The sequence below is a fragment of the Rhodoferax aquaticus genome, assembly GCF_006974105.1.
Classification (GTDB): Bacteria; Pseudomonadota; Gammaproteobacteria; order Burkholderiales; family Burkholderiaceae_C; genus Allorhodoferax; species Allorhodoferax aquaticus_A.
In genome coordinates, this window is sequence record NZ_CP036282.1 from 4,074,826 (window position 1) to 4,086,240 (window position 11,415).

15 protein-coding genes are annotated in these 11,415 nt (G+C 53.9%); 2 read left to right on the forward strand and 13 right to left on the reverse strand.

Features of this window, described 5'->3' with window-relative positions; translation table 11 throughout:
- Positions 1–22: 22 nt before the first annotated feature.
- From EXZ61_RS18855 to EXZ61_RS18870, 4 genes are read right to left on the reverse strand one after another with little or no spacing between them, the layout of a single operon-like run.
- Positions 23–511 (reverse strand): chemotaxis protein CheW, encoded by a 489-nt coding sequence (locus EXZ61_RS18855; protein ID WP_142813313.1) that lies wholly within the window; start codon positions 509–511, stop codon positions 23–25.
- A 27-nt stretch (positions 512–538) separates the two neighbouring features.
- Positions 539–2,638, reverse strand: coding sequence for a chemotaxis protein CheW (locus tag EXZ61_RS18860; protein WP_142813316.1), 2,100 nt, complete (start codon positions 2,636–2,638; stop codon positions 539–541).
- Positions 2,639–2,680: 42 nt separating this feature from the next.
- A complete protein-coding gene (locus EXZ61_RS18865; protein WP_142813318.1) occupies positions 2,681–3,043 on the reverse strand; it encodes a response regulator in 363 nt (120 codons plus the stop codon).
- Positions 3,044–3,092: 49 nt separating this feature from the next.
- Complete coding sequence (locus EXZ61_RS18870; protein WP_142813320.1) at positions 3,093–3,536, reverse strand: hypothetical protein; 444 nt, start codon at positions 3,534–3,536, stop codon at positions 3,093–3,095.
- Positions 3,537–3,730: 194 nt separating this feature from the next.
- Here EXZ61_RS18870 and EXZ61_RS18875 point away from each other — a divergent pair, with 194 nt between their 5' ends.
- Together EXZ61_RS18875 and EXZ61_RS18880 are read left to right on the forward strand one after the other, a co-directional pair.
- Positions 3,731–4,837 (forward strand): hybrid sensor histidine kinase/response regulator, encoded by a 1,107-nt coding sequence (locus EXZ61_RS18875; protein WP_142813322.1) that lies wholly within the window; start codon positions 3,731–3,733, stop codon positions 4,835–4,837.
- 4 nt (positions 4,838–4,841) lie between these two features.
- Complete coding sequence (locus EXZ61_RS18880) at positions 4,842–5,471, forward strand: response regulator (RefSeq protein WP_142813324.1); 630 nt, start codon at positions 4,842–4,844, stop codon at positions 5,469–5,471.
- A gap of 15 nt (positions 5,472–5,486) precedes the next feature.
- Here EXZ61_RS18880 and fliR read toward each other — a convergent pair whose 3' ends face one another.
- From fliR to fliJ, 9 genes are all read right to left on the reverse strand, one after another.
- Positions 5,487–6,251: a flagellar biosynthetic protein FliR gene (fliR, locus tag EXZ61_RS18885; RefSeq protein ID WP_142813326.1), complete on the reverse strand. Its 765-nt coding sequence runs from the start codon at positions 6,249–6,251 to the stop codon at positions 5,487–5,489.
- A gap of 13 nt (positions 6,252–6,264) precedes the next feature.
- Positions 6,265–6,534 carry a flagellar biosynthesis protein FliQ gene (fliQ, locus tag EXZ61_RS18890; RefSeq protein WP_142813327.1) on the reverse strand — a complete coding sequence of 90 codons (270 nt, stop codon included), beginning with the start codon at positions 6,532–6,534 and terminating at the stop codon, positions 6,265–6,267.
- A gap of 11 nt (positions 6,535–6,545) precedes the next feature.
- Positions 6,546–7,295, reverse strand: coding sequence for a flagellar type III secretion system pore protein FliP (fliP, locus tag EXZ61_RS18895; RefSeq protein ID WP_178084868.1), 750 nt, complete (start codon positions 7,293–7,295; stop codon positions 6,546–6,548).
- Between the two features lie 5 nt (positions 7,296–7,300).
- On the reverse strand, positions 7,301–7,612 hold the full coding sequence (locus EXZ61_RS18900; protein WP_237219009.1) for a FliO/MopB family protein: 312 nt from the start codon (positions 7,610–7,612) through the stop codon (positions 7,301–7,303).
- Positions 7,613–7,619: 7 nt separating this feature from the next.
- Positions 7,620–8,072: a flagellar motor switch protein FliN gene (gene fliN / locus EXZ61_RS18905; RefSeq protein ID WP_142813330.1), complete on the reverse strand. Its 453-nt coding sequence runs from the start codon at positions 8,070–8,072 to the stop codon at positions 7,620–7,622.
- Positions 8,062–9,066 carry a flagellar motor switch protein FliM gene (gene fliM, locus EXZ61_RS18910; RefSeq protein ID WP_142813332.1) on the reverse strand — a complete coding sequence of 335 codons (1,005 nt, stop codon included), beginning with the start codon at positions 9,064–9,066 and terminating at the stop codon, positions 8,062–8,064. The genes fliN and fliM overlap by 11 nt, the downstream gene beginning before the upstream one ends.
- 21 nt (positions 9,067–9,087) lie before the next feature.
- The gene (locus EXZ61_RS18915) at positions 9,088–9,681 is read right to left on the reverse strand and encodes a flagellar basal body-associated FliL family protein (protein WP_425353590.1); all 594 of its coding nucleotides are present in this window, start codon (positions 9,679–9,681) and stop codon (positions 9,088–9,090) included.
- A gap of 106 nt (positions 9,682–9,787) precedes the next feature.
- Positions 9,788–10,951, reverse strand: coding sequence for a flagellar hook-length control protein FliK (locus EXZ61_RS18920; protein WP_142813335.1), 1,164 nt, complete (start codon positions 10,949–10,951; stop codon positions 9,788–9,790).
- Entirely contained in the window at positions 10,948–11,415 is a 468-nt protein-coding gene (gene fliJ / locus EXZ61_RS18925; protein ID WP_142813337.1) for a flagellar export protein FliJ, read from the reverse strand. The genes EXZ61_RS18920 and fliJ overlap by 4 nt, the downstream gene beginning before the upstream one ends.

Here is an 11,415-nt window from a genome sequence, read left to right on the forward strand (position 1 = left end):
ATGGTCAAACGGACAAGAAGCGCTAATCCGCTGCGCCAATAAGCCCCATATCAGGAGACGACATCAGACGCTCTATATCAAGAAGAATCAACATGCGATCACCTAAAGAGCCAAGCCCAAGTACTGCGCCGTTATCAATCACGCTGTCAATATCCGGAGCGGACTTCAAGCTTTCAGGCGGCAGCTCCATGACATCGGAGACCGAATCGACAACGATGCCGACAATGCGACTACGCAGGTTCAAAATAATGACAACTGTGAATGAGTTGTACTCAGCCTTCGAGCAGCTGAACTTCAACCGCATGTCCACAATGGGGACAATAGTCCCCCGCAAGTTGACTACCCCTTTGATAAAGTCAGGGGCATTCGCAACTCGGGTAGGAGGCTCATACCCTCTGATCTCCTGCACCTTAAGTATGTCAATTCCGTATTCCTCTTGGTCTAGGCGGAAAGTCAAGTATTCCCGAGCACCAGAGACAGCAACATCGTCCAGCTTTTCCATCATTCCCATGACTCACTCCTTCAATACAGTCGTGTTTCAGTGCCGTGAACGGCGAACAAGTGCACCAGTGTCCAAAATCAGGGCGACCTTACCGTCTCCCAAAATTGTGGCTCCTGATACGTTTGGCACTTTGCGGTAGTTGGACTCAAGGTTTTTAACAACGACTTGCTGCTGCCCCAGCAGTTCGTCCACCAACAGGACGACACGGCTGCCATCGGCTTCGACAACCACCATGATGTCACTTGACTTTTCGAAGTCAAAACGAGGAACCTGGAACACTTTTTCAAGCTCGATGACGGGCATGTACTCGTCTCTCACCTTTACAAGTTGAGACCCTTGCCCCACGGTACTCACAGCGTCGGCTTTCACCTGGAAGGATTCAACCACCGATGAAAGAGGCAATATATACACCTCTTCTCCCACGCCGACCGACATCCCATCCATGATCGCCAAAGTCAAAGGCAAACGCACCGAGACCTTCATCCCGTAGCCCTCTGCAGAGTCAATCTCAACGGTGCCATTCAACGCCGCAATGTTCTTTTTCACTACGTCCATCCCGACACCCCTACCGGAAACATCGGTGACAACTTCAGCCGTGGAGAACCCAGGGGCAAAGATGAGCTGCCAAACCTCTCCATCAGACATTTGATCTGATACGTCCAAACCACGCTCTCTGGCTTTTTTGAGAATTTTCTCACGCGACATTCCACGGCCATCGTCTCGAACCTCAATGACGATGGAACCACCTTGATGAGACGCTGATAGCGTAATCGTGCCAGTCTCAGACTTCCCTGCGGCAAGCCGATCAGCGGGCATCTCGACACCATGATCACAGCTGTTTCGAACCAAATGGGTAAGTGGATCTGTGATTTTCTCAACTAGCCCTTTGTCCAACTCAGTGGCTTCACCTTGTGTGACGAAGTCCACCTTTTTGCCCAACTTGCTTGCCAGATCTCTAAGCATTCTAGGGAAACGGCTGAACACAATCGACATTGGGATCATGCGGATCGACATCACTGACTCTTGCAAATCCCGAGTATTGCGATCTAAATCAGCCAACCCTGTCAGTAACTGTTGGTAGACCGCCGGGTCAAGCGCACGACTGTTTTGTGCCAGCATCGCCTGCGTGATGACCAACTCACCAACAAGATTAATAAGCTGATCCACCTTGCTAATGGCGACACGAATGGTGGCAGCTTCAGGCTGAGCAGCAACTGCGCCAGCGGCAGGTTTTGAGGGCGCTCGGCTAACGGCCTTCGATTCAGTTGAGGTAGCTGCAACCGACACACTGATTTGCTCTGCAGGTGCACCTGGCGCACCGTCAAAGAAGCCGAAGCCGGGAGATGCATCGCTCGGTGCGGGCGCACTAGGAGTTGCGACTACACCTTCAGCAACCGCATCGACAGAGCGAATACTGATGTGCTCTCGGGATACATGGAACGCGAACAAGTCCAGCAGGTCATCATCCGTAGATGCTGTCTCTACCATAAACACGCGCACATCCTTGCGCTCAGAAGGCAATGACGTGATCTCACCCAACCCTGGAATGTCGCGAAAAAGCTCGCGAATTGCATCCGCCTGCTCTGGTCGTTCGATCGGCCCGATTGAAATTTCCAAAGAACGTGTTTTTTTGACTGAAGCCGCAGGAGTGGCCACTACAGCAGCGGGTTTGGACGCTGGCACTACAGGAGCGGCGGCGGGGGCAACCGATCTACCGGCAGCCAACTCGCTGATGCGACGAACGAGATCTGCGGTGGGAGGTGCATCCCCCTCCCCACCCGCTTGATGGCGAGCCAAAAGACTACGTGACGCGTCAGCGGACTCAAGCAGTACGTCAATCATGATGGCTGTCGGCTGCAATTCGTGTCGCCGCAGCCTATCCAGCAATGACTCCATCTGATGCGTCAACTCCGCAACATCAGAAAAACCAAATGTGGCGGCCCCACCTTTGACCGAATGGGCGCAGCGGAAAATGCCATTTAACTCTTCGTCATCTGCTGTTTCTAGATTCAAGTTGAGCAGCATTTGCTCCATTTGATCCAGGTTCTCGCCCGCCTCTTCAAAGAAAATTTGATAAAACTGCGTTAGATCAAAATCACCACCTGCGCCGCCACTATCTTGATGCGTTTCAGCCATAGAGACCTCCAGAAAACCCGCTCAACCAAGCCGCCAAAAATACTACTTGATCACCTTCTTGATCACTTCCAGCAATCTTGCCGGATCAAATGGCTTCACAAGCCAACCTGTCGCACCTGCGGCCCTACCAGCCTGCTTCATCAAGTCGCTTGACTCTGTAGTAAGCATCAGAATTGGTGTGGTCTTGAACTGGGGATGGTCACGCAATTTTCGTGTTAGGCCCAAACCGTCCAAGCGCGGCATATTTTGGTCTGTTAGCACCAAATCAAATGATTGACCTTGCGCCTTCTCATAGGCATCTTGCCCATCAACCGCCTCAACCACTTGATAACCAGCACCAGTGAGGGTGAATGAAACCATTTTGCGCATGGATGGCGAATCATCAACCGCGAGAATTAGGGGCATTTGCGACTCCGACGTGTACTAATTTACAGGTTAAAAGGGTTTGAAAAACTCAGAAAAGCTCAACAGATCCAGCGTCCATTTCATCCTGAGTGACAGGATTCGGCCTTTCCGGCACTTCTTCTACAAATGGTACTGCTTCACCGTCTTCAGAGCCCATAGACTCTGAGGCCAACCGGTAAGCACAGCCTTGCAAGATCTTCGACGTATGAATGATGAGTTGCGACGCCATATCCTGAAACTGCAACTCAGTGACTGCGGCTCGCAGTGTGCTGCGCACCAAATCAAGTTCCTTGGACTCAGCCAAAGCTGGGTCAGCCAGATTTGCGCTGGCGCTGGTAAAACGCTCCATGAGGTTTTCCATCGTGTGCGCCAGCAAACCGTCAAGCCGAGATAAATCGTGAACCACCACCAGCAAAGAATCCTGAACTTCCGCCACGAGCATGACAGGCAACTGCACTGATGGGGCGCCGTCCGACGTCAAAGTTGATTGCATTGTCTTAGGTCCTAATTACCGCAACTCCCGTTGATATCCAACGGTCATTGAGCTCATTAATTCTTTTACGCATCTAGATTATCAGGAATCGACAATATTGGGGAAACTTTGAGCCTTGACCCAAAAAAATCCGTCATCATCTACCTGCAGCACCCTTAATACCCTCAGAATCGCGCGCTCTAATTGCATTGAACATGGAACCACGACCACTTGTCAACACAATAAAGGTACTGCATTTGGAAGACTCCATCTTGGACCACCAAATGACCTGCAGAGCCTTAGAAAAAGCGGGGGTTCAGTTCACTGCAATTCGTGTCGAGACATTGGACGCTTTTGGCGCAGAGCTTCGAAACTGCGCATTTGATATCGTTTTGGCTGACTATCGCCTCCCGGGTTTTACTGCGCTCGACGCGTGGAATCAGATGGCCCATCGACAAGCGGAATGCCCCTTTGTTATCTTGTCTGGGACTATTGGCGAAGCGGCCGCAGTGGCAGCCATTCATCAGGGGATTAGCGACTACTTGCACAAAGACGAATTGCCAAAATTGGCGCGTGTCGTTTGGCGAACTTTGGACGTGCACCGCACGCGGCAAGCAAAGCGCCAAGCGCATAAAGACCTAGAGCAATCCGAACAGCGCCTCGCCGAATTTGCAGCCCACTTACAAAGCACAATTGAATCGGAAAGGGCTTCGATTGCCAGGGAAATTCATGACGACATTGGCGGCTCGCTCGCAGCAGTCAAGCTGGACATTGGGTGGATCAGCCGTCGCACTGATGATGCCGACATACAGTCGCACCTCAAGTCAGCCAATGACATGCTTCAGCATGCCATTGGTGCCAGTCAGCGCATCATGATGAGCTTACAGCCCGAGATACTAGACCAGGGCTTGCTGGCTGCATTGCAATGGCTGGCACATGGTTTTGAGCGCCGCACAAACATTGAAACCCGGCTCACCAACAGCAGCAGTCTGCTCTTGCTGCCAAAACCTGTGAAACTGACCGCTTTCAGGACTACGCAAGAAGCACTCACCAATATCTCCAAGTACGCACAATGCAGCGTTGTGCGCATTGACGTCTCCGATGCAGGAGGCGTGCTCACCCTAGAGATCGCTGACAACGGTGTCGGAATTACTGAAGGGGCCATGGACAAACCCCAATCCATGGGGCTTCGAGGCCTTCGAGAGCGCGCAAAGACCGTGGGAGGGTGGCTAGACATCAGCACGAGCGCAGCACGAGGCACTGCCATTACGCTGACAGTCCCCTTAGATGCAAATCAAGGCTACAGTAAAGAGGACACTTAGCGCCATGATCAACGTAGTATTGTGTGACGACCATGCCATGGTGCGCAGAGGCATAAGAGAGACACTGGCAGAGGCCGTTGAAATTCGGGTCATAGGGGAAGCCGCTAACTATTCTGAGGCAAGGGAGCTGTTGCGGACAACCCAATGCGACGTCTTGGTCTTAGATCTCAGCCTACCTGGGCGCGGTGGCCTAGAAGTACTGGCGAGCCTGCGCGAAACGGGGTCCTCTACCAAGGTACTCATCGTGTCCATGTATGCGGAAGACCAATACGCGATCCGTTGCCTAAAAGCGGGAGCGCAGGGTTATCTCAACAAAACGGGGGACCCAGCACACCTAGTCACGGCGGTGCGCACCGTGGCGGCTGGCCGAAAATACCTTTCCCATGAAGTGTCTGAGATGCTGGTGGAAAACTTGGCCGCACCCACTTCAGGCGCGTTGCACGACTCCTTGTCTGAACGCGAGTTGCAAACACTGCTAAAGATTGCATCGGGCAAACGTTTGTCAGATATCGCCGAAGAACTCATGCTCAGCCCTAAGACAGTTAGCGTCTATCGCGCCCGCCTGCTTGAAAAACTCAAGCTTAGTAACAATGCCGAGCTCGCTGTCTACGCCATTCGTAACGGATTGGTATGAGGGCGCAGCAAAACGCTAGCCACCGAACACATCAATTGCACGCCCCATGAGATTGATGAAAGGCTGGTCCAGCATCGGCAAAGTTACCGTAATTCCCAAAAGTCCCACCACCAGCGTGATGGGAAACCCGATTGAAAAAATATTCATTTGAGGCGCTACCCGCGAAATAATGCCCAAAGCCAAATTGGTGAACATCAACATACCCACCATAGGCAGCGCAATCCATAAACCACTGGCAAACAAGTCAGCGCCTAGATGAAACAGCTTCATTTTCTTCAACGCTTCCAAGAAGTTTTGGTCAATGGGAAACGCATGCAGACTCTTGTTGATGGCCAATAGCACCATGAGGTGACCGTTCATAACTACAAAGAGCAAAGAGGCCATTTGCCCAAAAAACCGTGCGACTGCGCTGGACTGGGCCCCAAGTGTCGGGTCAAAAAAAGCGGCAAAGTTCAAGCCCATCTGAAAACCGACCACTTCACCAGCAAGCTCTACAGCCGCAAACACGACACGAACAACGAAGCCGATCGCCAAGCCAATGCCCACTTGCTGCAGTACTACGCCAAACACTTGCGGATCGTTGAACCCAATCACGGGCATTGGGGGCATGCTGGCTTGTGTGCCCAAGGCCACAAAAAATGCCAATGCAATCTTGGCGCGCATAGGGAACGCCCGTGAAGAAAACACCGGCGCACTGGTAAAGACGGCCAGCGTGCGAAGAAAAGGCCAAAAGACTGGCGAAATCCACGCCATAAGCTGCGCTTCAGAGATAGAAATCATGGCGCGCGCAGGATTAGGCCACTGAACCCGGTATTGCCTCGATCACGCGGCGTATGTATTCCACCAACATGGTCAACATCCAAGGGCCAGCCACTGCAAAGACCGCAATCACAGCCAATAGCTTTGGCACAAAGGCCAAAGTTGCCTCGTGAATTTGGGTGACTGCTTGAAACAAACTCACCAGAAGGCCCACCAATAGTGCAGCACCTAACACAGGGGCAGACACCATGAGCAACATGAGCAGGGCCTCTTGCCCCATTGTCAGAACCATTTGAGAGTTCATGCGAGGGCCCTTTAACTTACAAAACTGGCCGCCAGAGAGCCAACCAGAAGGTTCCATCCGTCCGCCAGTACAAACAGCATCAGTTTGAAGGGCAATGCCACCAAAACGGGGGACAGCATCATCATGCCCAGTGACATGAGCACACTGGACACAACGATATCGATGATCAAAAACGGGATGAAAATCATGAACCCAATCTGAAATGCCGACTTCAATTCGCTGATTACGAAGGCGGGCACTAGCACTCGAAAGGGCGCAGTTTCAGATGTTACCGACAGGTCAAGCTTGGCCAACTTAGCAAACAAAGAAAAATCCGATTGGCGGGTCTGCTTCACCATAAAGCTACGCACGGGCACCTCTGCTTTCTCCAAGGCCTGTTCAAAGGAGATCGCGCCTTTTGAATAGGGACCGTACGCATCGGCGTACACCTTGTCCAGGGTGGGGCCCATCACAAAAAAGGTAAGAAACAAAGACAAGCCCACAATGACCTGGTTGGGCGGTGAGGACTGTGTACCTAGTGCCTGCCGTAGCAAAGACAAGACAATCACAATCCTAGTAAAGCCCGTCATCATGAGCAGTACTGCCGGTAAAAACGACAAGGCTGTGAAAAACAGCAGTGTCTGGATGGGCACAGAGTAGCTTGCACCGCCAGCCCCAGAGCCAACCAGCAGAGGTAGTTGTCCCGCGGTTTGGGCCCATACGCTGCCCTGTGCTAGCAGCACAAGGGCAAGCGCCAAGCATTTTGTCCAACGAGTTTGCATATGCATTAACGCGGGGAGTGGGCCAAAGGTGGCGTGCCAAGCACATCGCCCTGCTCAGCGCTCGCTGGGGCACTGTGCAGGCAAGTAATGGTTTGTGCGGTAACGCCCAGTACCAACACCACACGCGCATGCTCAGGGCCTGCTTCTACGGTGACCACACGCTGGCTGGTACCCACCGCCACTGCCGACAAGACACGTGTTTGCCCTGAAAAACTCGGACCCAAGACCCCCGCACGCTGGCGGTACCACTTTGCGGCCAGCGGTAGGCAGGCAATAAACGCCATAAATACCCCGGCAAGTACGAAAGACTGTGTCACAACGGCCTTAGTTCTTGCTCACACGACGCAAGCGCTCTGACGGAGTTACCACGTCGGTCAAGCGGATGCCGAACTTGTCATTCACCACCACCACTTCGCCTTGTGCAATCAAGTAGCCATTGACCAAGACATCCATAGGCTCACCCGCCAAGGCATCCAGCTCCACGACAGAACCCTGACCCAATTGCAAAATGTGCTTGATTGGCACCTTGGTACGTCCGAGCTCCACTGATAACTGCACTGGAATGTCCAGCACCATGTTGATGTCATTGAGAGGCGTGTCCCCCGCTGAGCCACCTGACGGGTACTGCGAAAAAGGTTTAGGGGCGTCTCCTGAAAGCACACCGCCTGGCGCACTTTCGCCGCCTGGCTCTGAGGCCTTCTGCTCCAAAAGGGCTTCGGCCCAATCGGCCATGCCGTCATCGGCAGCTGCGTCGTCGGGTTTATCTTCAGATGCCATGTCGATCTCCTAGCCAGTTTTTGTCATTGCCGCGCAACGCCTTGTCGATACGGATTGCGTATTTGGCGTTGTGCGTGCCGTATTGACATTCAAAAAGTGGCACGCCGTCTACCGTAGCTTGGATGGTGGATTCCCTCTCTAGTTCAATAAAGTCGCCCTTCTTCATAGACAGTAGTTGCTGCACGGTTGCGTCTGCCTTGGCCAGTTGCGCAACCAAAGTCACTTCGGCAGCTTGGATTTCATAGGTCAACAGATTGACCCACCGCTTATCGACCTCAATGGAGTCACCTTGGGTTGATGAATACAAGACATCGCGAATAGGCTCTAGCGTCGCATAGGGAAAACAGAAGTGGATACTTCCCGAAATGTCGCCAATTTCGAGCTGGAACGAAGTGGACACCACGATTTCACTAGGCGTCGCGATATTGGCAAACTGGGGCTGCATCTCGGAGCGTTGGTACTCTAGCTCGACGGGGTAAATGCCCTTCCACGCTTTTTTATACTCCTCGGTAATGACGTCTACCAAGCGATTGATGACCCGTTGCTCTGTCGCAGAGAAGTCACGACCTTCGATACGGGTCTGGTACTTGCCTAGGCCGCCATACAGGGTGTCAATCACGCCAAACACGAGCGCCGGTTCACACACAATCAAGCCACTGCCGCGCAAGGGGCGAATGGCCACGATGTTGAAGTTGGTCGGCACGGCCAACTCACGCAAGAAAGCACTGTAGCGCTGCACGGCCACGGAGCCCACCGAAATTTCAGGGCTACGCCGAATAAAGTTAAACAGCCCCACCCGGAAATTGCGCGCAAACCGTTCGTTCACAATCTCCATCGTAGGCATACGCCCACGCACAATGCGCTCTTGGCTGGAGATGTTGTACGGACGGACCTCGCCGTTCTCCGTGACCTGCTCTGCGGATTTCTGACTCTCGCCAGTTACCCCCTCGAGTAAGGCATCAACTTCTTCCTGTGAAAGGAATGATTCACTCATACCAAGCGCCCTACAACACCTTTACTGCACAATAAAGCTAGAGAACAAAACGCCCACCACCGGGTACTCCACGTGAACGACCCTTCGTTTTGATTTGGGTTTTTTGCTCGAACTAGCCTCCTCTTCGTCATCGTGCCCACCACCAAATGGCACTTCCGCTTCTCGCAAAATGTCTTTTGCGAGCTTCTCTTTCCCCTCAGGGGTCAACAATTCCGCCGCTGTACGCTGCGACACCAGCAGTAAAACACCGCTTCGAATGGTGGGTAAGTAGGCCTTTACTGTATCGACCGCATGTGCATCGCTAAGCTCTAAAGTGATACCCACTTGTGCCACTCTTTCGCCCCCTGGGTCTGCCAAATTCACCACCATATTGTCCAAAGGCAAATACGTCGGCGGTGTGCCAGGCTTGGGTGCCGCATGGGCGGCTTTGGGTGGGGGTGCAGGTTCAGCGCCGTCAACGCCCTCTTCGGCGGCAGCGCGCTGCTTGCTAATGAAGAAAAATGCTGCGCCTCCCCCAATGGCCAAGACCACCACGGCGGCAATGATGATGATGAGCATTTTTTTGCTTTTCGCTGGGGCTTTGCCCGCATCGGCTGCTTCGGCTTTGTCTGACACAGTCGTTCCTTATGAGCGTGATGGGGGCCAGCGCAAGGGCGCTGAGCTTGCCCCGACATCGATTGAAAATCTTGGCGTTGCGTTCATATTGACATACTCTAGGCACTTAAACAAACAAGTCCAAGGTGCGGCCGGAGTTTCTTGGGGGTAAGGGTCCAATAGCTGGGGTTTGGTTTTGCGCAACAGGTACCGTGGCATGTCGCGCCCCTTGCCGTCCTTGGCGTTCTTGCGACCCCGACGCACCTGAGCCGGAAGTGCCCACAGACATACCAGACAACACAAGCCCCTCTTGCATCAACATGTCTTTAAGCTGGGTGCCTGCTGTTTCCAAGGCATTGCGCGCCTGGGCTTCGTCAGTTCGAAACACCACATGTGCCTCGTTGCCTTGCATGGAGATGCTGACCTCCACCGGCGTGCTTGCAATGCCGTCGAGCTTCATCTCCGCATTTTGAACATCACCGGACATCCAGTACTTCACCTGCTCAGGCACATACACCTCCGCGACCGGTGCCACCGCGGCCGGGGTTGCGGTGCTCAGCGAGGGGGAGCTCGATGCGACGCCCTGCGGAGTTGACACATTGTCCTGGGTTTTGGGCAGCGAAAACTCACGCATGCGCTCCTCACGCACGGGGGTAGCTACGGTCACAGCGACACTGGCTGCCGCTGCTTGCGCCACAGGGGCCATACGTTGGTCCTCTTGCTTCTGTGCCAACAGCAGCGTTTTGGACTCCGCTGGTGCATCTTTAACCGCAGTTGCAGCCAATGTCGCCCCGAAGTCTGGCTTACCAGAGCCCAAATCTGGGGCTTGCTTGGGTGGCTTGTGCGCCACCGGTAACGCCATTTCCGTGTCCGACTTGGTTTGCGCTTGGGCCACGGGAACACCAGGCTGACGTGGTGCCAATGACTTTGCATCCGCATCTTTAACGCCCGTCTCAGCCTTCGCGGCCCATTGTTGCGACTGTGCGAGCAAAGCGGCGTTGTCCATTGTGCTGGCCCCCAACAAACTTGCCCCGCCATCATTCACCCCGTCTTTGCCGATGTTCGCATCCCCTACCGTGCTGCTGGAGACAAGGTCTACCGGCAATGCCGCTGTTGGAGCTGGCGTGGCGCTGTCCAGAGCGGCCAAAATGGCCACGAAGCCGCCGCTGGCCTCTTTACTGCCCTCCGCGGAGGATTCCTCGGTGGCACCCGACTTACTCTTGGGCGCTTTGGTTTCGGAGACCGGCGCCTTGGCTTCGCGCGCAGGAGGAGGGCTTTTTTCAATGCTCATGGTGACTCTCCAATCAAAGAGGCTGCTTGCCGGCGCGCATGCATGATGCTGGCCATCTCGTCGGTTAGGCGCTGTTCGCGAAGTTGTTGCTGCTTCAGTGCCGTCAACTGGCGTGAGGCCAGAACTTGTTTCAGACCTGCCAGTCGGTGTTCCGCTTGCAGCAAGGTTTTGGTAACCAATTCCACCTGCCGCTGCGCATTCGCAATGGCCTGTGTCTGCAAGGCAATGGCGGCCTGCAAACGATCCATGAACTGGTAGTGGTGGCGCATTAACTCAACAGAGAGTTGCGAGGCACCTGCCCCCAACCAACGCTGGTCTGTCTCACCCGCATACCCTGTCAGGGCGTCCATCTGGGACTGCGCATGCAGCACCGTGCGTTGGGCGCGTGCCACCGTTTTGGCGTACTCGTCGCGTTGGCGTGTGGCCAAATCTATGGCGAGCAAGATTCCCCGCAGGTCAGCCAT

Coding starts and splice junctions, on each gene's coding strand:
- EXZ61_RS18855 (WP_142813313.1), bottom strand. CDS start 511: ATGGGAATGATGGAAAAGCTGGACGATGTTGCTGTCTCTGGTGCTCGG.
- EXZ61_RS18860 (WP_142813316.1), bottom strand. CDS start 2,638: ATGGCTGAAACGCATCAAGATAGTGGCGGCGCAGGTGGTGATTTTGAT.
- EXZ61_RS18865 (WP_142813318.1), bottom strand. CDS start 3,043: ATGCCCCTAATTCTCGCGGTTGATGATTCGCCATCCATGCGCAAAATG.
- EXZ61_RS18870 (WP_142813320.1), bottom strand. CDS start 3,536: ATGCAATCAACTTTGACGTCGGACGGCGCCCCATCAGTGCAGTTGCCT.
- EXZ61_RS18875 (WP_142813322.1), top strand. CDS start 3,731: ATGGAACCACGACCACTTGTCAACACAATAAAGGTACTGCATTTGGAA.
- EXZ61_RS18880 (WP_142813324.1), top strand. CDS start 4,842: ATGATCAACGTAGTATTGTGTGACGACCATGCCATGGTGCGCAGAGGC.
- fliR (WP_142813326.1), bottom strand. CDS start 6,251: ATGATTTCTATCTCTGAAGCGCAGCTTATGGCGTGGATTTCGCCAGTC.
- fliQ (WP_142813327.1), bottom strand. CDS start 6,534: ATGAACTCTCAAATGGTTCTGACAATGGGGCAAGAGGCCCTGCTCATG.
- fliP (WP_178084868.1), bottom strand. CDS start 7,295: ATGCAAACTCGTTGGACAAAATGCTTGGCGCTTGCCCTTGTGCTGCTA.
- fliN (WP_142813330.1), bottom strand. CDS start 8,072: ATGGCATCTGAAGATAAACCCGACGACGCAGCTGCCGATGACGGCATG.
- fliM (WP_142813332.1), bottom strand. CDS start 9,066: ATGAGTGAATCATTCCTTTCACAGGAAGAAGTTGATGCCTTACTCGAG.
- EXZ61_RS18920 (WP_142813335.1), bottom strand. CDS start 10,951: ATGAGCATTGAAAAAAGCCCTCCTCCTGCGCGCGAAGCCAAGGCGCCG.
- fliJ (WP_142813337.1), bottom strand. CDS start 11,415: ATGGCTGACCTGCGGGGAATCTTGCTCGCCATAGATTTGGCCACACGC.